The organism is Mycolicibacterium tokaiense, from assembly GCF_010725885.1.
Lineage (GTDB): Bacteria > Actinomycetota > Actinomycetes > Mycobacteriales > Mycobacteriaceae > Mycobacterium > Mycobacterium tokaiense.
Window position 1 is genome coordinate 1,676,580 of record NZ_AP022600.1, and the last position, 23,049, is coordinate 1,699,628.

Here is a 23,049-nt window from a genome sequence, read left to right on the forward strand (position 1 = left end):
AGTCAACGCCGCACGCGCATAGTGAAGAAGGGCGGGACTTCCTGGGTGCGCCACACCCAGGATCAGCGGTCGTGCTGCGCGTGCTCCTGGCGGCGGGTGGCGCCCAGCGATCCCAACAGTGCCAGCGCGTCCGCGCTGGCCGATCCGGTGGCCGCGGTGGCCACCGTCAACTGCTGCCCCGGAGCGTTGTTGACGTCGAAGGTTTGAAAACTCAACTCGAGCAGCCCCACATCGGGGTGGCGGATCGTCTTGCGGGTCGCCGACAACCCGGCCACCCGCTGGTCGTCCCACATCGTCCGGAAGGCCTCACTGCGCTGATGGAGACGCTCCACCAGCTCGTCCACCTCGGGCACCGGTGGAACGAAGCCCTGCGCCAGGCGCAGCGCGCTGACCGCAGCGCGGGCCACTTCATCCCAGTTGACGTAGTAGTCGCGCGCCACGGGGTCAACGAAGATCGCCGCGAGCATGCTGCTGTTGCGTCGTTGCAGGGGCGCGATCAGCGCTGCGGCAATGGGATTGGCGATCAGGACCCGAAACGACGCGTTGGTCACGTATGCCGCGGTGTGCGCAAACGCCTCCATGGTCTGCAACAACTCGGGGCTGATCATCTCGTCCTCACGGTCCACCCTCGGCGCCAGCCGGGCCAGGCGGAACGCGTGGTCGCGGGCATCCACTGTCATCCGCAACGCCTCGCAGATCGAATCGAGCACGGGGGCAGACGGACTGCGTTCCCGCCCCTGCTCCAGCCGGGTGTAGTAGTCCGCGCTCACCCCAGACAGCACCGCGACCTCTTCGCGCCGCAGCCCGGCCACACGGCGGCCCGGTGCCGCCGGGAGCCCCGCGTCCTGGGGAGACACCCGCGCGCGCTGGGCCCGCAGGAACGCTCCGAGGTCACGCGACGACTCACCGGCTGACACCATGATGCGGACGGTACTCCCCGCGGTCCCGGCGCGGGCACTTCGGCGGAGCCTGCGGAGCCCGGAGAGGGGTCCGCCGTCTCCGTGACGTCCGCGGTTACGGACCCGTGGCGTCGGAGCCGGTGATGTCCGGGCGCTCACCGGGGGGGCCACGGTGACGGCACGCTGGTTTCGAGGCGGTGATGTCCGGGCGCTCACCGGGGGGCCACGGTGACGGCACGCTGGTTTCGAGGCGGTGATGTCCGGGCGCTCACCGGGGGGGCCACGGTGACGGCACGCTGGTTTCGAGGCGGTCGCAGCGTGCGCGGCGTCCCAGTGGATATCGGCCAGCATCTCGGGCTGCGCAGTGGGGAATTCGAGCCCTCGGCCGAGGAAGTCCTCGAATTTGCAGATGGTCCAGCAGATCGGAGGAGCCCTCGGCGTCGGCGTGGCGGTGTCGGTATACGCCGCCGGCGCCGTCGACGATCAGTTCGTACCAGGACTTCGCGACGCCTTCCCGGCCGGGGGGATGACAGCAGCGGCGGCGATCAGCGCCGCGATCACCGTCAGACGTCCCAGTCGGACATCACCTGCACCGGCCAACGCGACGCAGGACGGAACGGACATGTGTGAACCGTTGCGGTGTCACAGTGTTGAACCCACTGGATAGCGACAGGATAAGCCACACGCAGCAGCGGTGTGACTTCTCACGTCTGATGACCACGCCTGTTGCCGCGACCTGCGCTGATACGCACGTTCTCACTGGATGTCCATCTCTGGAATTCTCAGTTTTATGTCCACGCTTAGCGCCGACCCGAGTTGCCCTCAGGGGCTGTGAGCTGAGGCGAGAGCCACAGGCACTCAGCGAATTGGTATCTGTGGTGTGTTGCCGGATTGCTCTGAGCCCTGTGTAGGCCGATCCGGTACCGGAGCTGTGGATAGGGCTCTCACTGCACGGCCAGGACGTCGGGTAGTTCCCAAGCCTCGCCCTCGCGCCATGCGTCCTCAAACGCTTTGCGCGACAGAGTTTCCCGTGTGCGTCTGAGCAGGTCGGCGGTGAGAGGGCGGCGTGGCCAGACCATGGCGCCCGTCGGGTGTGGGTGTGGGCGGCGGCGTAGAGGCGGGCGGCCTGCCGGTGTGAGCCCCGCTGGGTTTCGTAATTGGCGCGGTTCTCGATGAACATCCCCGCCGACGACGTTCCGCCTGCGGCCACGTGGGCGCGCATGACTTTGCGTACCCAGAAGATTCCACGCTCGGGGTCGTCGTGTAGCAGCGCGGCTGTCATGGGCGTGGCGGCGCTCAGCCAGGCTGCAGCGTCGTTGCCGGCGGCGATGGCCTCGTCATGGAGTTCCTCGGCCCGTGTCGCTGCCTCGGCGAGCCGGCCCGCTAGCGCCGTGACGCTGCATCCTTGGATGTCGGTGAACAGCTGGAGATCGGGATCTCCGCTACGCGTCGCGATCTGCTGTAGCCCAGCGTGAACGTCGGTGATCAGCGCGGCGTCGGGATGCACCCATAGCGCGCCGCCGAGAGCGATCAGTCCCTCGCCGACGACGATCAGGGCCTCGTCCTCAAGACCGGCGAGCCGGCCCAGCACCTCCTTGACCAAGGGCCGGGCGGTCTCGACACGTCCTTGCGTCGCAAGCGCGGATGCGAGCACCACCGTGGCCGCCACCCAGTGCGCGGGGTCGTGCCCGGCCGCGGCGTCGCGGGCCAGTCCCAACCACCGCGCGCCCTCGGTGACCCGGGCGCGGAAGTACCAGTAGAAGCCCAGCGGCGTACAGAGCTCGGCGGCCCGGGGATCTGTGCGGTCGATCAGGTTGGCCGCCAGGGTGGCCCGTACTGTCGCCTCGTCGCTGTCGAGCGCGGCGAACCAGGCGTTCTCGTCGGCTCTGCCGAGCCGTGGGCGCGACGCGATCACCGGTCGCGGCGCTCCGTGGCGGCGGCGGGGTCGTCCTGTCCCTGCAGCGTGTGCGCGGCGTGGGCGCGCACTGTGGCGAGTTGGCGAAACGCGGTACGGCCGCCGGCCGCCTGGGTGGCTGTCGAGGTCAACATGGAGCAGTGCACCAGCGCAGCAAGGGCATCGTTGACCTCGGCCGTGGCGAGGTCACCGGCCACGGCCGTGGCCGAGGCGACGCTGAACCACCCCGGCAGCACCGCGAGGCGGCGATGGACCAGCGCCGCTGACGAGTCGAGCGTGGCGTAGCTGGACTCGATCGCCGAGCGCACGGTGTCGCGCCGGCCAGGCCGGCCCAGTGCGCCGGCGTCGGCCTGCGACTGCTCACGAATATCGTGCAGGCTGTGGCTACGGGCGCGGGCCGCGGCCAGCTCGATAGCCAGGGGCAGGCCGTCGACGGCGACGCAGATGTCGGCAGCGGCTCCGCGCACCTCGTCGTTGATCGTCAGGCTCGGGTCCACCCGGCTGAGCCGATCGAGGAACAGGTGCACCGCGTCACCGCCGCGATCGGTCGTGCCGGAAACCGGAAGCGACAGGGGCGCAACGGTCCACGTCACCTCGGAGTCGACGTCCAGAGGGGTGCGACTGGTGGCCAGCAGCGTGCTGTGTCCGTGACCATGGCCCAACAACGCCGTGGCGAGGGTCGCCACCGCCTCGACGACATGCTCGCAGTTGTCGAGAATCAACAGCAGACGGTGGCCGCGGCCATAGTGGGCAAGGCCCTCGAGTGAGGTGGCGGCCGGCGACGACGTGATCCCCAGGGTCGACACCACCGCCTCGACCACCAGCGCGGCGTCCGTGACGGCGGCCAGGTCGACGAACCAGACGCCATCTGCGAAGCGGTGGGCCGTGGCGCGGCCGACCTCGACAGCCAGGCGAGTCTTGCCGACACCGGCAGCCCCGGTCAGCGTGACCAGTGCGTTCGGTTCCAGCAGGGCGCTCACCCGGGCCAGGTCACGGTCGCGTCCCACCAGCGCAGTCAGACTCACCGGAAGGTGAACCTTGTTGGTGGACACCGCGATCGGGGCGGTCCGCGGTGCACTGTCGAGGCTGACGTCCTGATCGAGTATCCGTGCGTGCAGGTCGCGCAGTTCAGGGCCAGGCTCGGTGCCGAGTTCGTCGATCAGCGTCGCTCGGGTCCGCTGGAAGACCGCGAGCGCCTCGTCGGCGCGTCCACTGCGGTAGAGCGCCAACATCTGCTGGGCGCGCAGCCGCTCCCGCAACGGCGCCTCGGCGACCATCGTCTCGAGGTCGGCCAGCGCCTGGTCAGCACGACCGGTGGCAATGAGCCCGTCGAGGCGGATCTCGGCGGTGTGCCGGCGCAGTTCCTCCAGGCGCGCGACGGCGGGCTGCGCCCAGGTCTCGTCACCCAGCGCGCCGTAGGGCTTTCCGCGCCACAGCTGCAGCGCTTCGTCGGCGCGGGTGATCGCGGCGTCGGCTCGCCCGGCCGCCAACAGGTCGCCGGCGTCGCGGGCGATGTGTGCCAACGACAGCGAGTCGATCGTGTGACCGTCGGCGACCAGGCGGTAGCCCGCGTTCTCATTGATCAGCACGGTCGGCGGTTGCCGCTGCGCGCGGTGGGGTTCCAGCAGTTGTCGCAGCCGCCAGATGTGCGACTCCAGCGTCGAGACCGTCGCGTCGGTGGCGCGCTCGCCCCACGTGGCCTCGAGCAACGCCTGCACCGATACCCGCCGATTGACATTGATCACCAACACCGCGAGGATCGCCGCCGCCCGCGAGCCGGCCACCGGACGATCGATCCCGTCGACGGTCACCGTCAACGAGCCCAGATCACGCACGCGCATGGTCTCGAATCTAGCCGTGAGCGGGTGGAGTGCGGTTGGAGCGATATTGGAGCGGCCGCTGCCACTGTGAGGACACACCGCCACCGAGCCCCGGTGCGGACCAGAGAGGAAAGCGAGCCGTCATGCCCGTCTACCAGTGCGTCACCGCCGGAATCGATCTCACCGAGAACCAGCGTGAGCGGATTGCCACCGGTATCACCACCATCCACCACGAAGAGACCAACGCCCCGGAGCCCTTCATCCGCGTCGCGTTCCAGCCGCTGCCGCTGGGCCTGATGTACACCGCAGGCAAGGTCGAACCGTCGATCATCATCACCGGTGGAATCCGTTACGGCCGCGGCGAAGTAACGCGCCGCCGGATCATGCAGCGGCTGCACGAGTTAGCCGTCGAGACCACGGGCAGCCCCGAAGACCACGTGTTGATCGTTGTGTCAGACACCCCGAACGGGTGGGCGATGGAAGCCGGGATCCTGATGCCCGAGCCGTTCCCCGAGGCCGAGGCCGCATGGTTCCAAGCCCTCGCCGACAAGCTGCCGGAGCGCTTCGCCGGCGCCACGCAGCCCACCACGCTCTGATGCCACCGCGATGACGGGAACACCCCTGCTCACCGCAGTAATCGGAGCCGTCGTCGTCCTCACCGGCGCCCTGGTGGCGCGGGGCGCCACCCGCTACGCAGCCCAACTCCAAGCCGCCCAGCGACGCCGCGACGCCGAACTGATGTCGCTGCGGGAGTTTCGTGACGTTCTGATCAGTGCGCTGGGACGACTCAGCGCGTTCCGATACGCACTGTCTCGGGTGGACTCGGACACTCCGGCCGACGAACAGTTCGAGGCAGCCAACCGCCTCCTCGAAGAGGTCGAGGGATACCGCGGCTTCCGTGTGGAGATGGCCGAACACCTCGAACGATTACGCACCCTCGCGCAGTGTCTTGTATGGGCAGACCTGCGCGAAGCCTTTGGGCCGCTCGACCGCATCCTCAACGAAGCCACCCGTCCGCGCGAAGCCGCGGTGCGCATCGAAGAGGACTCGACCCTGCTGGAGCACTTCGTGAGCCTGCTGGCCGACCGACAGCGACAACTGCTCGAGCAGTACCCCGTGCGGCCCCAGAGGTAATTCCTTGCTATCGGTTACCAACGCCAGGGTGGCTATCGATGAGGTCGTTGATGGTTGTGCCGAACTCCATCTCAAAGTTCCTGCAGGCGGGACAAAGGAAGTCCTCGTATATCGACACCACGGCCTTGAGTTCAGCGCTGCCCGATACCCTGCCCCGAAAACGGGTCGAGATTCGAGCCCAGCTGCGGCGCAATGGCTTCTATGAGCGATTCCGCGATTCGCCTGGTCGGCCACAGGCTCATCCTGCGCGGATTCGTCGACACCGACGAGAACGGTGTTGGAAACGCGGTTCATGACCTGTGGACCCCACAGCCTCCAGGACACTCGAGCCGTCCTCCGTGAGGCGATCGCACAGGCAGGCACACCGTCGCGTACCAGTTTCGATTTTGCGGTGGTGGACGTCGAATCGCGGGCGCTGATCAGCAGCGCAGCCCTAGCCATCACCAGCACTGAACACCGCCGGGGCGAGATCGGCTACGTTCTACACCCCGACTTCTGGTCGAAGGGACTGGCCACCGAAGCGGCGCGCATTGCTCTATTGCGACGGGCGGGCTGGGCGCTCGTCGCCGGCAGCCTCGGCCAGCAATTTATCGCAAGCGTACTTGCGTTAATTGGCCTGCCCGGATACCGTGACCTCACGGTGACGCGTCCCGTGCAGCAGATCGCGGAATCAGAATGAATGCGGGTCTGCCAGACGCTGGGCTCGGACAGCGGTCATGGCAGCCTATGAACGAGGAGCGGGGTTGTATCGTGCGAGTTCTCATTACTGGTGGTTCCGGATTCATCGGTCGGGTCGTTGTAGCCGACTTGCTGAGGAATGGGCATGAAGTGCTCGGGCTTGCGCGTTCGCGTCAGGCCGCCGAAGCATTGGAGGAGTTGGGCGCTCAAACCGTAAGTGGGTCGATCGAGGATCTCGGTGTATTGTCATCGGCTGCAGGACAAGTCGATGCTGTTGTGCACCTTGCGTTTCGTCATGATGTGGCACTTGCAGGCAATTTTGGACACGCGGTGGCTTCGGATTTGGCGGCCATCGATGCCCTCGCCCGAGGTTTGCCCCCTGCAGGGGCGTTGACGATTGCCGGGGCCGCTCTGGGGTTGCAGGCTGAGAACGGTTCGCCCGCAACCGAAACGTCGCGCCCCAACGCCTTGGGGCTCAAGCGTCAACCGCCCACTGACGCGATCCTCGACCTCGCCCACCGAGGTATCCGGTCATCTGTGGTGCGGCTTGCCCCGACCGTCCATGGCGTGGGAGACGCGATGTTCATGCCCACCATGATTCGGATCGCTCGGGAGAAAGCGTTCTCGGGGTATCCGGGCGATGGAACTGCACGCTGGTCAGCAGTGCACGTCGAAGATGCCGCAAACTTGTTTCGCCTTGCAGTCGAAAAGGCACCTCCTGGCTCGATTCTGCATGCGGTCGCCGAGGAAGGCGTCCGCGTCCGCGATATCGCGGACGCGATCGGTCGCCGGCTCGGCGTGCCCGCTCGTCCTGTCGCCGACGACGAGGTAGAAAACCACTTTGGGTTCCTTGGCACACTTCTGGCGACAGACGGCCCTGTCTCGAGCGCTCGAACACGGGAGATCACTGGCTGGCAACCGCACAGGAACGGGCTACTCGAAGAGCTCAATCGCGATCACTACTTCGTTCACGACTAGACCCTCGCTCGCGTGATGGCAACGAGTGTCGGCGGGTCGCGGGCGACGGCGACGGGAGCATGTCAACCATGGCGCCAACACCCGACGATCTGCCGTCGCGTCGAGTTCCTCCGGTTGCAGAAAAACTCTCCGGATATCAGACGGCTCGTCATCCCACCAGATCGGCTCAGTACTTCGACGAGTTGCACCTCCTCAACCGTCGCGGTGGCGCGGCTGCCCTGCTGCGCTCGTCGCTGGCTGAAGGGCCGTCCAGCGCCCGCGTCAGTGCACCCGTCAAGGACGACTACACCGCACTCCGTCGAAGACCGCCTTCGCCAGCGTGACAGCCAGGTCCGGTCCGAGTTCCTCCTTCAACACCAAAGCCCGCCAATGAATCGGCGCTACCAGTAATTCGATCACCAATCTGGGATCTGTGTTCTCAGGTACTTCTCCGCGATCGATAGCCCGTTTCACAACCACGGCAGCCGCGGCGGTACGTTCGCGCCACACCCCACCTTGCATCTCTGCCACCGCAAGATCTTTCACAGGCCACGACAGCAACTGCGCGACTGCCAGCCCCAGAGGGGTTGACAGATAACGACACAACTCCGTCGCCAGGATAGTCAGATCCTCGCGGAACGAGCCGGAGTCGGGAACCGGCAGATCTGATTCACTCAGGTCGAGAATGGCTTCGACGAGGAGCTTTTCGCGACTTCCCCAACGGCGATAGATCGACGTTTCGTGCACACCGGATCGCGACGCCACCTGCGCGACAGTGAGCTGATCGATCCCGCCTTCCCGAATGAGCTCGAGCGTGGACTCGATTACGGACTGACGCACTCGTGCTGAGCGGCCATTCACCCGGCGTCGAACATTGGATTCCGCCACCACCCGAGGATAGCTCCGCTCATTTTGCCGCTTGCGGGCCGTTCGAACCCTCTGTACGGTTACAAACGCAAGTCGCCTTGCGTTAATGATCATCGTAGAGGAGGCCCGCATGGACTTGGGCATCACTGATCGCGTCGCACTTGTCACGGGTGCCTCCAGTGGTATCGGCGAGGCCTGCGCTGTGGCGCTCGCCGTCGAGGGTTGCTTGGTGGTCGGCACCGACATCTCCAAGGATGGCCTCGAACGCCTGGAAGCCCGCGATCCCCGTCGGTTCAGGTCCGTGGTCGCCGACCTGGCCGACCCGGAAGGACCCGCCCGCGCGGTGGCTCGTACCGTGGAGCACTTCGGCGGAATCGACATCTTGGTCTGTGCCGGAGGGGTTTTCGGCACAGCGCGTGGCGGTGTCTTCACCGCCGAGGCAGGATCGGCCGCCAGCGAGATCTCCCCGGACGACTGGAATCACACCTTGAACGTGAACCTCCGCGGGTCCTTTCTTGCTGCTCAGGCGGCGATTCCGATCATGGCGAAGAAGCACTGGGGTCGGGTAATCCTGATCAGCTCGGTTTCCGGACAGATGGGTGGCTTCGGGGCGGGCGCCGATTACGCAGCATCCAAGGCTGCACTCGGTGGGATGGCACGGTCCATGGCACTCACCGCCGGCCCGTCCGGAATCACCGTCAACTGCGTCAATCCGGGGATGATCGAATCCCCGATGCTGCTGAACAATCACGACACCAGCAGCACCGACAGGGTGGCTGGTCAAGCGGCGATGCGACGGCTCGGTCAACGCGAGGAAGTCGCCGCGATGGTCACCGTGCTGGCGTCGGAACAGGCCGCCTACGTCACCGGAACGCATCTAGATATCAACGGAGGGTACTACTTTGGCTAGTCTGACCAACCCCCTAGATGGCTTCTCCATCACCCGGGCCGACTTCGATTACGTCGGCGACGATCTCCATCGGCCCGAGTGCGTGCTCGCCGAACCCGACGGCACGCTGTGGTCGGCAGATGCCCGAGGAGGTGTCATGCGGATAGCGGTGGACGGCACCCAAGAGCTGATCGCGCAAACCCCCGCCGGGCCTGCCGATGCCGCGAACCGAGATGCCGGAGCTCGGCTGGTCGACGGCACACTACCCAACGGTCTCGCCTTCGATCGCGACGGCAATTTCCTAATCTCCAACTTTGGCACCGATCGGCTGGAACACATGACGCGCGACGGCAGGACCACGCCCATCGCCGAGACGCTCGACGACTTACCGATCGGAAAGGTTAACTTCGTCTGCCGAGACAGCCGCGACCGCGTGTGGGTCACGGTGTCCACCAAAGCGCACGACTGGCGCCGCCAGATGACACCTGACGTCGAAGACGGACAGCTCCTGCTCTACACCCAGGGGAGCCTGCGCGTCGTCGCGGACGGCCTCCGCTTCGCCAACGAATGCAAGCTCGACGCAGCCGAGGAGTACATCTACGTCGTCCAGACCTGTGGGCGCAACATTCTGAGGTTCCGTGTCCACGAGGACGGCACCCTCTCAGATCGCGAGATCTACGGACCCGCTGACCACGGACGATTCATCGACGGCATCGCGTTCGACCAATTTGGGAACCTCTGGGGCACCTATATTTTCACCGACGGGATCTTCGCGATCACGCCCGAGCGTGACGTCCGCATTCTCTTCGAGGACTCGACCCCGGAGGAGATACACAGCTTCGATCTCCGCTTCCGCGCTGGCACTGTCGACATGGATCTGCTGCTCTCGATGGGCGGACCGGTGGCGACGTGGTGCGCATCGATCACTTTCGGCGGTCGAGACCTCGAAGACGTCTACGTCGGCAGCCTGCGGCAGACGCGCCTTCCCCACTTCCGCTCTCCCGTTGCGGGGCTCCCACTGGTGCACTGGTCCGAGATGGCAGACAGGTAGACGATCATGCGCTGGGCAACTTTTCAGACATCAAATATCACAACACCTCTGGTGGGTCTGCTCCGAGACGGGGCGCTGTACGCGCTCCCGCCGCCGGAAACACTCATCGACGTCATCGCCGACGGCGACGCCGGTCAGGCCGCCGCCGCACAACGCGCGATACGCGAGCCGTTCCACGTGGCCGAACTCGGCGACGCTGAACTGTTGGCGCCGATCCCGCGCCCACCGTCGGTGCGGGACTTCATGGCCTTCGAGAACCACTACGTGACGTCGATGGCAGCGCTCGGTGTGCCGACACACCCGCTGTACTACCAGCAACCGGTCTTCTACTTCAGCAACCCTGCCGCCATCCAGGGTCCCGCCGAAGACGTCCGAATGGCCCCCGGCAGCACGGCTTTCGACTACGAGCTCGAGGTCGCCGCGGTGATCGGTCGCCCCGGAAGCAATATCAGCCCCGCCGAGGCGCAGGACCATATCGCCGGTTACACCATCCTGTCGGATTGGAGCGCCCGTGATGTCCAGGAAGCCGAGATGAGCTTCCAGATCGGACCCGCGAAAGGCAAGGACACCGCTACCAGCCTGGGACCGTATCTGGTGTCCAAGGACGAACTGGCGCCGTACGCGACCGAGCGAGGGTTCGACCTGGCGATGACGGCGAGTGTGAACGGGGTGCAGTACAGCAGTGGTAACTGGTCGTCGCTGTATTGGTCGTTCGCGGATCTGATCGCCTATGCCTCCCGCGGCACCACCCTGGTGCCAGGCGATGTCGTCGGGGCCGGGACGGTCGGGACGGGGTGCATCATCGAGCTGTCGCGGGTGCACGGGGCCGAGCGGTATCCGTATCTGGTCGAAAACGATGTCGTCGAGTTGACGATTGCCGAACTCGGTTCCATCACAGCGACAGTGACTGCCGCGCAGGAGCTCATCCCCCTCAGCCGCACCAGTCGTTCAGCAGACGGGCGCTGATGGAGGCCATTGTGATGGAGCGTTTCGGTGCTGCAGACGTCCTGCGTCCCGCAGCGGCGCCGTTTCCCCAGAGCCGGCCGGGCTGGACCACCGTGCGCCTGCACGCCGCCGCGCTGAACTGGCACGACACTCTGGTGCGCCGTGGGCTCTACGGCTCGCCGCTGCCGCACGTGCCCGGCGCCGATGGCGCCGGTACCACTCTCGCCGGAGAGCAGGTCGTTGTTCTGCCCGCGCTGTTCTGGGGCTCGCGGGAGGCGGCACCCGCACCCGGCTGGGAGCTTCTCGGAGACGCCCGCCCTGGTACCTACGCCCAGTATGTGTCGGTACCAGACGAGTGCCTTGCACCTAGGCCCGCCGGCTTCTCGTGGGTGGAGGCAGCAGCCCTGGCCCTGGTCGGCGGCACCGTCTTTCGGGCACTGGTGACGCGTGCTCAGCTGGTGGCAGGCGAATCCGTGCTGATTCTCGGCGCCGGCGGCGGCATCGGACCCGGCGCCACGGCGCTGGCGAAAGCGATCGGCGCGCTACCCTTCGTCACCTCCTCCAGCCGAGAAAAGATCGCGGCTGCGCAGTCGCACGGGGCAGTCGACGGGGTGCGCTACACCGACGAGGACTGGATTGATCAGGCGCGGGCGATGAGCCCGTCGCGCGACGGCTACGACGTGGTGCTCGACGGCATCGGTACGTGGGCGCAGTCGCTGAAGACACTTCGCCCCGGCGGACGACTGGTGGTGCTCGGCGCCTCGCAGTCCGAACAGTCGACGCTGGCTGCGCGAACCTTCTTCTTCGGCCAGTATTCGTTACTCGGTACGACAATCGGCAGTCCCACCGACTTTCGGAGCTTGTTTCGTCTCGTCACCGAGGGACTACTCGGCGCTCCCCCCATGGATTCGACCTTCGCCCTGACGGAGGCCGCCGCCGCCCACGAGCGGCTGGAGAGCGGCCGCGCCTACGGGAAGATCGCACTCGAAATCAACTGAGCAGCACCGTTTCTGGCCGCATACGGCCATGTGGATATCAACAGGAAGAGAGCAGCACATGACGTACAAGTGGTCACTGTCACCGGAGGTCATCTGGCCTGCCCGGTACGCACAGATGGTGAATTTCGGGTTGCCTGCCGCAGATGTCGAGTCGGTGCGCGAGTCGGTTTTGGATATGTGGTCGGACGGGCCCGGTGGCTGGGTCACCGAATGGTCGAAACTGGGCGCGCGATATGCCGACGACGGAAACCCGACCCTGGCAGCTTTGGCTTACGGATACGCCAAATTCCCCGTGCTCGCCGACGATGCCCGACGCACCGCGCTACAGCACCAGATCCACCAGTACGTGCTTGCGGCACCCTCGTTCCCGGTGGATTTCGAACGCCGTGTGCTCGACATCCCCTATCAGGGTTCGACTACTGCTGTTGCAGTGCACATCTTCTCGGCCCCGGACCTGCCGGCCGATACGCCGGTCATTCTCGCCAGCGGCGGAGCGGACGGCCACAAGATCGACATCCACCACATGTTCATGGGATTCGCGCAGGGAACCAAGGCCCGTATCGTGGCCTTCGACATTCCCGGTACCGGCGAGTCCGAGATCGCGATGACCCCCGAGAGTCGGGAGGTCATCGATGGGCTGGTCAGCTTCTGCCGGTCACTCGGCAACGGACGGGTGGTGCACTTCGGACTGTCGATGGGCGGGTATTTCGCAGCCTACTCGGGGCTGTCCGGACTTGTGGACGCCGCGGTCAACTGCGGGGGCCCCGTCGAGGCAGCCTTCGCGCCAGGCAAGACCTGGGCAGAAGGCGCCATCGGCATCATCGGAAATCTCTTCGGCTTCGATCGCGAACCCACACCGCAGGAGCTGGCCCACCAGGTCGGACCCCACTCCCTGCGGCCACTGCTCGACAAAGACGACAACTGCAAGATGCTCGTCATCAACGGCACCGCCGACGCACTGGTACCGATCGAAGACAGTCTTGTCTTCTCCGGACGCCGCGACACCCTGGTGGTGATGGCCGACGGCGAAACGCACTGCGTGGTCACCAAATGGGATGACACGATCGCACTGATCACCGGCTGGCTGGCCCGCGAAGTCACCTAACTCGGCGAATCTGATCGTGTCGAGCGCCTCGCGGGTGAACGCGATCCGTTGGGCCTCGTCGTCGGTAGTGATGCCGTTCTCGGCGACGATGATCGGGACCTCCCCGACCAATTGGACATCGTCTGGACTTTTACTTGAGAATTGGACATCAAACCTGAGAAGCCACACCCTGGCGGCTGGCCCGCCCGCTATCCCCCGTGCGCCATATTGGTGAACCGCGAGAAATGCAGTTGGTGCGCAACGGTAATCGTCTTCGTCGGACCGTTACGGTGCTTACCCAGAATGATGTCGGCTTCACCGCCGCGCGGGTCGTCTCGGTCGAAGGCGTCGGGCCGGTGCAGCAGGATCACCATGTCGGCGTCCTGCTCCAGCGATCCTGACTCACGGAGGTCGGAGACCTGGGGACGCTTGTCCGTGCGCTGCTCGGGGCCACGGTTGAGCTGACTGATCGCGATCACCGGAACTTCGAGCTCCTTGGCCATCAGTTTCAGGTTTCGGGAGAACTCCGAGACCTCCTGCTGCCGCGACTCGATCTTCTTGCCCGAACTCATCAGCTGCAGGTAGTCCACGACGATCAGCCGCAGGTCCGCTTTCTGGTGCAGGCGCCGGGCTTTCGCGCGGATCTCCATCATCGTGAGGTTCGGCGAGTCGTCGATGTAGAGCGGCGCCTCGCTGATCTCGCTCATCCGCCGGGCCAGCCGGGTCCAGTCGTCGTCGGTCATCCGCCCGGAGCGCATGTCGCCCAGCTTGATCTTGGCCTCGGCCGAGAGCAGGCGCATGACGATCTCGGACTTGCTCATTTCCAGCGAGAAGATGACGCTGGCCATCCGGTGCTTGATGGAGCAGGACCGCATGAAATCCAGCCCAAGAGTCGAATTGTGGGTGGGCACCATCGACTCGCCCGCAAGGTACATGTGCGACTCGTTGCTGACCTCGACACAGCGCACCGGGACGGACTCGATGCGCCGGACGTCGCAGATGAATCGGCTACCGGAACGCACCTCGCTTGCGGAGGCACGTCGTTCTTTGTGCAGCAGAGCTTTTCGCGGTAGGCCGAACACCGTGTCGTCGGTGGCAAACGTCAGCGTGTAGGCGGTCGACGAGGTTTCACGTCGACCGTGGACCCGCTTGGTGCTGACGTGGACCCGGTATCCCAGGCTCACCACCAGTTCCCGTACATCCATTGCCAACCGCTGGTCGGTGACCGAGAACTGCACGCTGCCACCGGCCGTGACCGTTCCGTCGGTATCGAGCAGACCCGCCAGCAGCCGGCGCCGCTGCGCCTCAGACCCCCGCAGGTAGGCGACCGGGATGTGATTGTTGCCGAGAACCCCTACCGTGCGCAGGCGGGCCTGCAACGCAGCCTGGGCAGACCGGCTTACCTCGATGCCCTCGGCCTCGATCTGCATGATGATTTCGGGATCGGCGCAGGTGAGTTGCGCAGCGGCAGTGGTGCCGTCGCCCAACCACGCGCCCAGCGTGTACGGCGGCACCAGGAGGTCCTGTGCCGGCAGCCGAATCGCCTTGGTATTGGTCACCGAGTGGTTGAGACGCCGATCCGCGGTGGCGCAGCGCACCGTCCGCGCGATCTCCTCGGTGGTGCGTACCGCGGCGAGGGTGCGCTGGTTGCGAGAGCGGTTGTAGCCCGCAGCGGCGGCCTGGGCCGACTTGCGCGAGGCGCGGGTATCGGTCAGCCACTGGTGCTCACCGTCGGCGACGATCACGGTGCCGTCGGAGAACTCGACCTCATAGCAGGGTCGACCGAGCATGACCTCGGTCGCGGCCACCACCCGGGTCGGAAGGCCGTCCGGGCCCACCAACTCGTCACCCACGGCGACCTCACCCATGGTGGTCCAGCCGGTCGGCGTCGGCAACGGTGTATCGAGGGCCAGCGCCTTGCCCACACCAGGCCTGGCCGCCACGATGCACATCTGCCCGGCGTGCAGGCCGTTGGTGACCTCATCGAGCTCGGTGAACCCGGTGGGCACACCGCGGGCGAGGCCGCCGTTGGAGGCGATGGCGTCGATCTCGTCCATGGTGGGCTGGAGCAGATGCTCCAAGGCCACGAAGTCGTCGGAGGACCGGCGCTCCACCACCTCGTAGATTTCCGCCTGGGCCCGGTCCACGACGTCGGCCACGTCGGCGCCCTCGGCACCGGCATAGCCGTACTGCACCACCCGGGTCCCGGCCTCCACCAGACGTCGCAGCAGCGCCTTCTCGGCCACGATGTCGGCGTAGTAGCCGGCGTTGGCCGCGGTGGGCACCGTGGAAATCAGGGTGTGGATGTAGGGGGCCCCACCGATACGTTTGAGCAGCCCGCGGCGATCCAGCTCGGCGGCCACCGTGACCGGGTCAGCCGGCTCGCCGCGGCCATACAGGTCCAGGATCGCGTCGTAGACGTTCTGGTGCGCCGGGCGGTAGAAGTCGTTGGGCCGGAGTCGTTCGAGCACATCGGCGATGGCGTCCTTGCTCAGCAGCATCCCACCGAGCACGGACTGCTCAGCCGCCATGTCCTGCGGAGGCTGACGACCGAAGTCTTCACTTGGTGGGGGTGCATCGCGTTCGGAGTGCCCGAGATCATCCACAACGGCCATACCGCGCTCCCGCCTCCTCCCAGACGTTCTCGAACTCACGTTCGATTCCATGGTTCCGCAGATTAGGTCAAGGCTCCGACAAAACCCGGCCCCGCGATGCGCCCGCATGACGCTAGACGGTTGCTGGAGCCTGGTCCAATGGCGGTTGTTGATAGACCTGTGGACGGTGTGTGGATAGACGTGGACAACGATGTTGAGGGGTTGGGGAGAACCTGTGGAGAACGCGCGAGTTTTTCCCGGTTGTTGCAGATAAACGCACCATAGAACGGGCGCGGCGCTGTGGATGGAAAACTTCACGGCGTGTCGGCGCCGGTTGCGGTTCCGGGCGTGTTGTATTGCGTGCGCCTGAGGCCCGGGTTAACAGCACGTTATGTTCGCTGCCGAAGCGGCAACATGATCAGTTCGCCACAAAGACAGCGAAGCCCCGGTGCAAGCTGGTATGGCTCGCACCGGGGCGGATGACGCTGAGACGGTCAGCGGGTCAGCTGGCGGCAACCACGTCGAGCGACGCGGTGGCCGTGACGTCGCTGTGCAACCGCACCTCGACGCTGTGCGCACCCGTGGCCTTGATGTGGGCCTTGGGCAGGTGCACGGTCCGCTTCTCCAGGGCCGGTCCACCGGCCTTCTTGATGGCGGACACGATGTCGGCCTGGGTGACCGAACCGAAGAGCTTGCCCGAGGCACCGGCGGTCTTGACGGTGAGCTGGACGGTGCCCAGCGCCTCGATGGCGGTCTTCAATTCCTTGGCGTGGTCCAGGTCGCGGACGGCCTTGGTGTCGCGGGCCCGACGGATGTCGTCGGCCTGACGCTGCGCGCCCCGGGTGGCCACGATGGCCAGCCCGCGCGGCAGCAGGTAGTTGCGGCCGTAGCCGTCCTTGACCTCAACGGTGTCGCCGGCGGTACCCAGGTGGTCCACCTCTGCGGTGAGAATGAGTTTCATGATCCTGGTTCCCCTTTAGCGCGTGGCCGACCCGAAGGGCAGCAGCGCCACCTCGCGGGCATTCTTGACGGCCACCGCGACGTCGCGCTGGTGCTGGACGCAGTTGCCGGTGACCCGGCGGGCACGGATCTTGCCGCGCTCGCTGATGTAGGTACGCAGCAGGTTGGTGTCCTTGTAGTCGATGTTCGCCCCGCCCTTCTTGGAGCAGAACACGCACTTGCGGGTCTTGACCGGCTTCTCAGGCGCCGGCCGCCTCTTGTTGCTGGACTTAGCCATAGTGTTTCTCTTTCAGATTCAAACTTTGTGTTGAGTTCTGGACTCAGAAGGGAGGCTCGTCGTCGGCCCCACCGAAGGAACCCGACGCGGGGGCGCTGCCCCACGGGTCCTCGGCCGGAGCGGACGAGGCCGCCGGACGGGAGCTCCCGCCGCCGCCACCACCGAAGCCACCGCCGCCGCCACCGCCGGAACGGCTGGCCTTGTTGACCTTGGCCGTGGCGTAGCGCAGCGAGGGCCCGATCTCTTCGACCTCGACCTCGACCACGGTGCGCTTCTCACCCTCGCGGGTTTCGAACGAGCGCTGCTTGAGCCGGCCGGTCACGATGACACGCGACCCCCGGGTCAGGCTCTCGGCAACATTCTCGGCGGCTTCCCGCCAGATGTTGCAGCGCAGGAACAGTGCCTCTCCGTCCTTCCACTCACCGCTCTGACGGTCGTAGATGCGGGGAGTCGACGCCACCGTGAAATTGGCGACGGCAGCACCCGACGGGGTGAAGCGCAGTTCCGGGTCGGCGGTCAGATTTCCGACGACTGTGATCGTGGTGTCACCAGCCACTGGTGTCCTCCAGGTCCCTTGGATCCAAGCTGGATCGATGTTCGCACAACGCGGTCGCAGGCCAACCTACGGCAGCGCTGTGACGCACACGTTCCTTATCAGTGCTTATCTGTGCGCATCACCTTGGTGCGGAGCACCGACTCGTTCAGGCTGAGCTGACGGTCGAGCTCGGACACCGTGGCGGGCTCTGCCTTCACGTCGACGACGGCGTAGATGCCTTCGGCGTGCTTGGCGATCTCGTAGGCCAGGCGACGCCGGCCCCAGATATCCACCTTGTCGACCGATCCACCGTCTTTGCGGATGACGTTGAGGAACGTCTCCAGCGACGGAGCAACAGTGCGCTCGTCGAGTGTGGGGTCGAGGATGACCATGATTTCGTATGGACGCATGAGGAACCCATCACCTCCTATGGTCGTTGCGGCCACGGCGTGTCCGTGGCAGGAGGGTCGCCTGCGTCGGCAACCGGGCCAGGTTACAGGAAAACACCTGGTGAACTGAAATCGCCGCAGTTCAGCTCTGCAGCTCGACCGGCAGTCCGGCCGGCGGCATGTTCTGGAACGCGACCGGGCGGACGAACCGCAGCGCAGCGGCGGTGCCCACCGCGGTGGCGCTGGGGACGGTGGCGGCGGGCCAGGGTCCGCCGTGCTGCTGGGCGTCGGTGACCGCCACCTCGGTGGGCCACTGATTCCAGATCACCCGGCCCGCCCGCTCGGCGAACAGATCGAGCGCAACCGCCGCCTGCGCGTCGATCTCCGCACCGCCCTGGACGGTGGCCGCCCAGATGCCCTCGAACAGCTCGAGCACGCGGTGCGCCTCGGCCTGGTCGCTGTAGCCCACCAACAGCGCAGCGGGACCGAAGAATTCGGAGCCGATGATGCTGGGATCGGCCAGCACCTGCCCAGCGGTGGTGGCGAGGACCCGGGCGCCGGGCGCGCTCTTGGCCGCCGGGCCGATGATGGCCAACTCAACCCCCGGGTGATGCGCCGCGGCGTCGGCAGTGGCCGCAAACCCGTCACCCACACCACGGCCCAGCGGCGGCCCGATCTCCGGGATATCAAGCCGCGCAAGAAAATCCCGCAGGTCAGGCACCAGTACCACCCCGGGATGGGTACGAAAGCGCCCGGCGTCGACGGTGAAGGCGTCGACGAACTCCTTGGCGATGATGTCGGCGCGCTCCCGCCACCCCGCGTGGGTCACCAGGACGGGATTGGTACTGCCCAGCTGCCCGTAGAACGGGATGGGGTCCGGCCGTGACATCGCCAGATCGAAGAGTGTGCGTCCGCTGACCCTCGACCCGGTGAATGCCGCGGCCCGGATCCGGGCATCCTGCAACGCCGCCGCGCCGTCCCGGCGACCCTCGATCAGTCCGAACAACCCTGTAGGGGCGTCGATGCCGGCCAACCTCTCAGCAACGACCCGGGCGATTGCCCGCGAAACGTCCGGATGCCCGTGGTGCGCTTTGACCACCACGGGGCAGCCTGCGGCGAGCGCGCTGACGGTGTCGCTGCCCGCCACCGAGAGCGCAAACGGGAAGTGGCCCGCGGCGAACACCAGGACCGGGCCCACTGCGACGTACCCGCGCCGCAGATCCGGTCGGGGGCCCAGCGGCCAGTCCGGGTCCTCGTGGTCGACGCGGACGTCGAACAGCGTGCGGGCGAGCAACCGCTTGGCAAACAGGCGGGCCTGAAATGCGCTGCGGCGCAGTTCGATTCGAAGCCGGGTGATGGGGAGCCTGGTCTCGTGAGCGGCCATCGCCACCAGGTACTCAGCGTTGGCGTCCAGACCGTCGGCAATGGCGTTGAGCCAAGCAGCCCTGGTCTTCGCGGGGGCGCGGCGGGCCGCCGGGGCCGCCGCAGCCGATGCGCGCAGCACCGCTTCGAGTTCGCCGTCGGTCCCGACCACAGTCTTCGTCTCCTCAGGCGCTCACCGTGCTAGCAGATGTTAGCGCCACCATCGCCGCTCGCACAATCGCAACACCCTGCACAGGTAGCTCTGACAGGACCATTCCGCGATGCGGCGTCACCCCAGCAATCGCTACCGTCACCGGTCCGGGTCGAAGCTCACCTGGCTGCGCCCCGTCACCGGATTGGGTGCCACGGCGGCGGTGACGTCATAGACCCGGGCGAGCAGGTCCGGAGCCAAAACCACCTCGGGCGGACCGGATGCCACCACCCGGCCCTGCTGGAGCACGTACACCACATCGCAGTAGTGCGCGGCGAGGTTCAGATCGTGCAGCGCCACCACAGCGGTGACCCCCAGGCGCCGCGGCAACGCCAGTGCGTCGAATTGGTGGCGGATATCGAGATGGTTGGTCGGCTCGTCGAGCACGAGCAACCTCGGCTGCTGGGCCAGAGCCCGCGCGATCAGCACCCGCTGGCGCTCCCCGCCCGACATCAGGGCAAACGGCTGCCAACGCAGGTGCCCCGCCCCGACCAGTCCCAGTGCCTCGGCCACCAGACGGTCATCGGTGGCATCGTCACGCTGAAAGACCCTCTTGAACGGAGCACGTCCCATGGCCACCACATCGTTGGCCCGCAGATCAAAATCGCCTGCACTGTCCTGCAGTACCGCCGCGACGCTGCGGGCGAACTGCCGACTCGACAGAGCGGCCACGTCCACCCCGTCCAGGAACACCTGCCCGGCCGACGGCGCCAGGATCCGGACCAGCGCCCGCAGCAGGGTGGACTTGCCGCACCCGTTGGGACCCACGATGCCCACCATCGCGCCCGGGTCTGCCACCACCGACACGTCGTCGACCACCACCCGGCCGCCGAGCCGGACAGACACCCCACGGGCCTCGATGCGGGCCGCGGTCACGCCGCCACCGCCCGGCGCGCGTCGCGCCGGATCAGCCACAGGAAGAACGGACCCCCGCACAGCGCCGTGAGGACACCCACTGGAATCTCCTGCGGTGCGGCCAGAGTGCGGGCGGCCAGGTCGGCGAGCACCAGAAACGACGCGCCCGCCAGCGCGGTGGCAGGCAGCGCCCGGCGGTGGTCGCTGCCCACCACCAGGCGCATGGCGTGCGGCAGGATCAGCCCCACGAAGCCGATGGGACCGCTGACGGCCACCAGAGTTCCGGTGATCAGGGAGGTCAGGATGAACATTTGCACGCGAAACCTGTTGGTGTCCACGCCCATCGTGACGGCGGCCTCGTCGCCGGCCAACAGCACGTTGAGGGTGCGCGACTGTGCCAGGAGCACCGCCACGCCGGCGGTCACCGCGGCGGCCGGCAGCCACAGTGACCGCCAGTCCGCACCGCCGAGGCCGCCGAGCAGCCAGGTGAGCACCTGCCGGGCCTGGTCCCCGGTGCGGGCCAGGATGAGCATCAGGCTGGTGACCGCGGACAGGACGTAGGCCACCGCCACCCCGGCCAGGACGAGGCGGGTGGTGGTGATGCGGCCACCGGCGCGCGACAGCAGGTACACCACCACCAGGGCTGCCAGGGAACCGAGAAAGGCGGCGACCGACGTGGACGCGGCACCGAAGACCATGGCGCCGGTGAGGATCACGGCCACTGCTCCGACGGACGCACCCGACGACACCCCCAGCAGATACGGGTCGGCCAGCGGATTTCGCACCAGCGCCTGCAACGCCATGCCCACGACGCCCAGGCCCGCACCCACCACCGCGCCCAGGAGCACCCGGGGTGCACGGGCCTGCATCACGATGCTCTGGTACTGCGGCGCAACCGGCTGCTGCAGAAGGGCTTTGAGCACCTCTCCCGGCGGGACCGCAACCGAACCGACGGCCAATCCCGCCACCACCGAGCCGGCAAGCAGCGCAACCAGCACCAGGATCACCACGGCATACGGCGGATGACCTCTCACGCAGGCACTTTCGGCAGCGGACAGTCGCTACAGGTGCGTCCGGCAGCAGTCCGGTAGTACAGACAACAGCTGCGGCGTTTCGGTGTCGCGATGGGGCCGGTGAGCCGACCCGCCAGCGGCGCTCGTTGCAACAGCAGGGCTGTCGCGGCGTACGAGGACCGGACCCGGCTGGCCGAACGGGTGGCCAGCACCAGCGCGGTGGCCGCATTGCCCCACAGCAGTCCGTCAGCCATCTTGACCGCTGATCGGAGCTCCCGGTGAAACGCCGCGAGCTGGATGTCGACGACGTTGTGAAACAACAACTCTGCCGTCTCCTCGGCGGTGGTGGCGGAGGTGCCTGACAGCGTGGTGAAGCCGACCGCCAGCCTGCCGTCGTGAACGCTGCCATAGCGCAGCGACCCCAGATCGAGCACCTGCCGGGCAATGGCCCATGTCCCCAGCGATACCGTCCACAGGCGTTCGGCGAACTCATACTGCAGAGCCGAGGCGGCCACCCGGGTTTCGGTGGCGCCGAGCCGCGCCGCCGTGGCGCGCACCGCGGCATCCATGTCGAACGCGGGGATGGCGCCGCTGTCGTGGGTGGCGAAGTAGTCGCCGTAGCGGGCCGCCCGGGACAGGGCGGCGGCCAGGGTCACCGGAAGCTGTCCGGGTGCAACTGAGCGGCCAGTTCCCCGACCGCCTGCGGTGCGCGGATGCCGAGCACCGCGTCCTGCAGGGTGAGGACCGCAAATCGACGGTCGCGAATCGCGGTGACCCCGGCCAGTTCCGGCCTGCCGGTCAAGAACGCCTTCTTTTCCTCCACCGACGGCGTGCCGAAGTAGTCGTAGATGACAATGACCTCGGGATCCCGCGCGATGACCTGCTCCCAGGACACGTCGGCGAACGTGTCGTCCAGGTCGGCGAAAACGTTGGTGGCACCGGCCAGTTCGAGGATCTGGTTACCGATCCCCTGACCGCCGGCGGTGAATGCGGTGTCGTCACCGGAGTCGTAGACGAACGCCCGCAGCGGGGTCACGTCCTGCACGGCAGCACTGGCGCGGGCGACGCTGGTCTTCATCTCGTCGGTGAGGGCGCCGGCCCGTTCGGGCACCCCGAAGATCTCGGCGATCCGGGCGACCTCGGCGTAGACGTCGTCCATCGTGATCGGGGCGGTGGCACAGTATTCGGGGTTGAGGTAGGTGGTGACGCCGGCATCGGCGAACGCCGTCCGGGACCGGCCCTGCGCGTCGTCGAAGGCGCTGCGGTAACCGCCGTAGATGAAGTCGGGATCCACCGCGATCAGCTGTTCGAACGAGGCGTCCTTGTCCGAGATGTCCGGAATCGCCTCATAGGCCGCGGCGTATCGGGGCAGCGGCGGATTGTCCGGGTACACCCTGCCGACGATCGAATCCTGCAGGCCCAGTGCGAGCATCAGCTCCGTGGCGTGCTGGTAATACCCGACAGCCCGGGTGGGTGGCTGGTCGACGACGACCTCGACCCCGCAGTTGTCGATGGCCGATGCTGTGGCGCTATCGGCCGGTGGTGAACCGCAGCCGGCGAGCAGCACCGTGGTGATGAGAAAGGCAACGCAGAAGCGCACAGACACACTGACTCCA

Annotated in this window: 24 protein-coding genes; 9 read left to right on the forward strand and 15 right to left on the reverse strand. The window is 66.7% G+C overall.

Going from position 1 to position 23,049, the window contains the following annotated elements; genetic code table 11:
- Window positions 1-62: 62 nt before the first annotated feature.
- The 3 genes from G6N58_RS08050 to G6N58_RS08060 all read right to left on the reverse strand — a co-directional run bounded on the left by G6N58_RS08050 (window position 63) and on the right by G6N58_RS08060 (window position 4,655).
- Complete coding sequence (locus G6N58_RS08050) at window positions 63-920, reverse strand: helix-turn-helix transcriptional regulator (protein ID WP_115279083.1); 858 nt, start codon at window positions 918-920, stop codon at window positions 63-65.
- A gap of 562 nt (window positions 921-1,482) precedes the next feature.
- Window positions 1,483-2,814 carry a hypothetical protein gene (locus G6N58_RS08055; protein ID WP_115279082.1) on the reverse strand — a complete coding sequence of 444 codons (1,332 nt, stop codon included), beginning with the start codon at window positions 2,812-2,814 and terminating at the stop codon, window positions 1,483-1,485.
- Window positions 2,811-4,655, reverse strand: coding sequence for an AfsR/SARP family transcriptional regulator (locus G6N58_RS08060; RefSeq protein WP_115279081.1), 1,845 nt, complete (start codon window positions 4,653-4,655; stop codon window positions 2,811-2,813). The genes G6N58_RS08055 and G6N58_RS08060 overlap by 4 nt, the downstream gene beginning before the upstream one ends.
- A 122-nt stretch (window positions 4,656-4,777) precedes the next feature.
- On the opposite strand from G6N58_RS08060, the gene G6N58_RS08065 reads away from it, so the two are divergent.
- Window positions 4,778-5,230 carry a tautomerase family protein gene (locus G6N58_RS08065; RefSeq protein WP_115279080.1) on the forward strand — a complete coding sequence of 151 codons (453 nt, stop codon included), beginning with the start codon at window positions 4,778-4,780 and terminating at the stop codon, window positions 5,228-5,230.
- 10 nt (window positions 5,231-5,240) lie between these two features.
- Complete coding sequence (locus G6N58_RS08070) at window positions 5,241-5,768, forward strand: hypothetical protein (RefSeq protein ID WP_115279079.1); 528 nt, start codon at window positions 5,241-5,243, stop codon at window positions 5,766-5,768.
- 7 nt (window positions 5,769-5,775) lie between these two features.
- Here the strand turns inward: G6N58_RS08070 and G6N58_RS31300 are convergent, their stop codons facing one another.
- Entirely contained in the window at window positions 5,776-5,961 is a 186-nt protein-coding gene (locus G6N58_RS31300; RefSeq protein WP_115279078.1) for a thioredoxin domain-containing protein, read from the reverse strand.
- 99 nt (window positions 5,962-6,060) lie between these two features.
- On the opposite strand from G6N58_RS31300, the gene G6N58_RS08080 reads away from it, so the two are divergent.
- Complete coding sequence (locus tag G6N58_RS08080; protein WP_147289346.1) at window positions 6,061-6,447, forward strand: GNAT family N-acetyltransferase; 387 nt, start codon at window positions 6,061-6,063, stop codon at window positions 6,445-6,447.
- Between the two features lie 71 nt (window positions 6,448-6,518).
- The gene (locus G6N58_RS08085) at window positions 6,519-7,424 is read left to right on the forward strand and encodes an SDR family oxidoreductase (RefSeq protein WP_115281658.1); all 906 of its coding nucleotides are present in this window, start codon (window positions 6,519-6,521) and stop codon (window positions 7,422-7,424) included.
- Window positions 7,425-7,697: 273 nt separating this feature from the next.
- Here the strand turns inward: G6N58_RS08085 and G6N58_RS08090 are convergent, their stop codons facing one another.
- On the reverse strand, window positions 7,698-8,291 hold the full coding sequence (locus G6N58_RS08090) for a TetR/AcrR family transcriptional regulator (protein ID WP_163908001.1): 594 nt from the start codon (window positions 8,289-8,291) through the stop codon (window positions 7,698-7,700).
- A gap of 109 nt (window positions 8,292-8,400) precedes the next feature.
- Here G6N58_RS08090 and G6N58_RS08095 point away from each other — a divergent pair, with 109 nt between their 5' ends.
- Genes G6N58_RS08095 through G6N58_RS08115 form a run of 5 tightly spaced genes read left to right on the forward strand, consistent with a single transcriptional unit; the run spans window position 8,401 to window position 13,258 of the window.
- Window positions 8,401-9,180 carry an SDR family NAD(P)-dependent oxidoreductase gene (locus G6N58_RS08095; protein ID WP_163908004.1) on the forward strand — a complete coding sequence of 260 codons (780 nt, stop codon included), beginning with the start codon at window positions 8,401-8,403 and terminating at the stop codon, window positions 9,178-9,180.
- Complete coding sequence (locus G6N58_RS08100) at window positions 9,173-10,210, forward strand: SMP-30/gluconolactonase/LRE family protein (RefSeq protein WP_115279075.1); 1,038 nt, start codon at window positions 9,173-9,175, stop codon at window positions 10,208-10,210. Before G6N58_RS08095 ends, G6N58_RS08100 begins: the two co-directional genes overlap by 8 nt.
- A 51-nt stretch (window positions 10,211-10,261) precedes the next feature.
- Window positions 10,262-11,176 (forward strand): fumarylacetoacetate hydrolase family protein, encoded by a 915-nt coding sequence (locus tag G6N58_RS08105; RefSeq protein ID WP_197746410.1) that lies wholly within the window; start codon window positions 10,262-10,264, stop codon window positions 11,174-11,176.
- Complete coding sequence (locus tag G6N58_RS08110) at window positions 11,176-12,153, forward strand: quinone oxidoreductase family protein (protein ID WP_115279073.1); 978 nt, start codon at window positions 11,176-11,178, stop codon at window positions 12,151-12,153. Before G6N58_RS08105 ends, G6N58_RS08110 begins: the two co-directional genes overlap by 1 nt.
- Before the next feature lie 58 nt (window positions 12,154-12,211).
- Complete coding sequence (locus tag G6N58_RS08115) at window positions 12,212-13,258, forward strand: alpha/beta hydrolase (protein ID WP_197746411.1); 1,047 nt, start codon at window positions 12,212-12,214, stop codon at window positions 13,256-13,258.
- 188 nt (window positions 13,259-13,446) lie between these two features.
- Here the strand turns inward: G6N58_RS08115 and dnaB are convergent, their stop codons facing one another.
- The 10 genes from dnaB to G6N58_RS08165 all read right to left on the reverse strand — a co-directional run bounded on the left by dnaB (window position 13,447) and on the right by G6N58_RS08165 (window position 23,039).
- The gene (gene dnaB, locus G6N58_RS08120; protein ID WP_163908005.1) at window positions 13,447-15,852 is read right to left on the reverse strand and encodes a replicative DNA helicase; all 2,406 of its coding nucleotides are present in this window, start codon (window positions 15,850-15,852) and stop codon (window positions 13,447-13,449) included.
- A gap of 481 nt (window positions 15,853-16,333) precedes the next feature.
- Window positions 16,334-16,792: a 50S ribosomal protein L9 gene (gene rplI / locus G6N58_RS08125; RefSeq protein ID WP_115279072.1), complete on the reverse strand. Its 459-nt coding sequence runs from the start codon at window positions 16,790-16,792 to the stop codon at window positions 16,334-16,336.
- Between the two features lie 15 nt (window positions 16,793-16,807).
- Entirely contained in the window at window positions 16,808-17,068 is a 261-nt protein-coding gene (rpsR, locus tag G6N58_RS08130) for a 30S ribosomal protein S18 (protein WP_068919364.1), read from the reverse strand.
- A 43-nt stretch (window positions 17,069-17,111) separates the two neighbouring features.
- Window positions 17,112-17,624, reverse strand: a complete 513-nt coding sequence (locus G6N58_RS08135) for a single-stranded DNA-binding protein (RefSeq protein ID WP_115279071.1) — start codon at window positions 17,622-17,624, stop codon at window positions 17,112-17,114.
- A 98-nt stretch (window positions 17,625-17,722) separates the two neighbouring features.
- Window positions 17,723-18,013: a 30S ribosomal protein S6 gene (rpsF, locus tag G6N58_RS08140; protein WP_068919366.1), complete on the reverse strand. Its 291-nt coding sequence runs from the start codon at window positions 18,011-18,013 to the stop codon at window positions 17,723-17,725.
- A 121-nt stretch (window positions 18,014-18,134) separates the two neighbouring features.
- Window positions 18,135-19,526, reverse strand: coding sequence for an aldehyde dehydrogenase family protein (locus G6N58_RS08145; protein ID WP_115279070.1), 1,392 nt, complete (start codon window positions 19,524-19,526; stop codon window positions 18,135-18,137).
- Window positions 19,527-19,664: 138 nt separating this feature from the next.
- Window positions 19,665-20,441 (reverse strand): ABC transporter ATP-binding protein, encoded by a 777-nt coding sequence (locus G6N58_RS08150; protein ID WP_115281652.1) that lies wholly within the window; start codon window positions 20,439-20,441, stop codon window positions 19,665-19,667.
- Window positions 20,438-21,454: a FecCD family ABC transporter permease gene (locus G6N58_RS08155; protein WP_115279069.1), complete on the reverse strand. Its 1,017-nt coding sequence runs from the start codon at window positions 21,452-21,454 to the stop codon at window positions 20,438-20,440. The genes G6N58_RS08150 and G6N58_RS08155 overlap by 4 nt, the downstream gene beginning before the upstream one ends.
- Window positions 21,451-22,089, reverse strand: a complete 639-nt coding sequence (locus tag G6N58_RS08160; protein WP_115279068.1) for a (2Fe-2S)-binding protein — start codon at window positions 22,087-22,089, stop codon at window positions 21,451-21,453. The genes G6N58_RS08155 and G6N58_RS08160 overlap by 4 nt, the downstream gene beginning before the upstream one ends.
- Window positions 22,086-23,039 carry an ABC transporter substrate-binding protein gene (locus G6N58_RS08165; protein WP_232067785.1) on the reverse strand — a complete coding sequence of 318 codons (954 nt, stop codon included), beginning with the start codon at window positions 23,037-23,039 and terminating at the stop codon, window positions 22,086-22,088. The genes G6N58_RS08160 and G6N58_RS08165 overlap by 4 nt, the downstream gene beginning before the upstream one ends.
- Window positions 23,040-23,049 lie beyond the last annotated feature (10 nt).

Coding starts and splice junctions, on each gene's coding strand:
- G6N58_RS08050 (WP_115279083.1), bottom strand. CDS start 920: ATGGTGTCAGCCGGTGAGTCGTCGCGTGACCTCGGAGCGTTCCTGCGG.
- G6N58_RS08060 (WP_115279081.1), bottom strand. CDS start 4,655: ATGCGCGTGCGTGATCTGGGCTCGTTGACGGTGACCGTCGACGGGATC.
- G6N58_RS08065 (WP_115279080.1), top strand. CDS start 4,778: ATGCCCGTCTACCAGTGCGTCACCGCCGGAATCGATCTCACCGAGAAC.
- G6N58_RS08070 (WP_115279079.1), top strand. CDS start 5,241: ATGACGGGAACACCCCTGCTCACCGCAGTAATCGGAGCCGTCGTCGTC.
- G6N58_RS08080 (WP_147289346.1), top strand. CDS start 6,061: ATGACCTGTGGACCCCACAGCCTCCAGGACACTCGAGCCGTCCTCCGT.
- G6N58_RS08095 (WP_163908004.1), top strand. CDS start 8,401: ATGGACTTGGGCATCACTGATCGCGTCGCACTTGTCACGGGTGCCTCC.
- G6N58_RS08110 (WP_115279073.1), top strand. CDS start 11,176: ATGGAGGCCATTGTGATGGAGCGTTTCGGTGCTGCAGACGTCCTGCGT.
- G6N58_RS08115 (WP_197746411.1), top strand. CDS start 12,212: ATGACGTACAAGTGGTCACTGTCACCGGAGGTCATCTGGCCTGCCCGG.
- dnaB (WP_163908005.1), bottom strand. CDS start 15,852: ATGGCCGTTGTGGATGATCTCGGGCACTCCGAACGCGATGCACCCCCA.
- rplI (WP_115279072.1), bottom strand. CDS start 16,792: ATGAAACTCATTCTCACCGCAGAGGTGGACCACCTGGGTACCGCCGGC.
- rpsR (WP_068919364.1), bottom strand. CDS start 17,068: ATGGCTAAGTCCAGCAACAAGAGGCGGCCGGCGCCTGAGAAGCCGGTC.
- rpsF (WP_068919366.1), bottom strand. CDS start 18,013: ATGCGTCCATACGAAATCATGGTCATCCTCGACCCCACACTCGACGAG.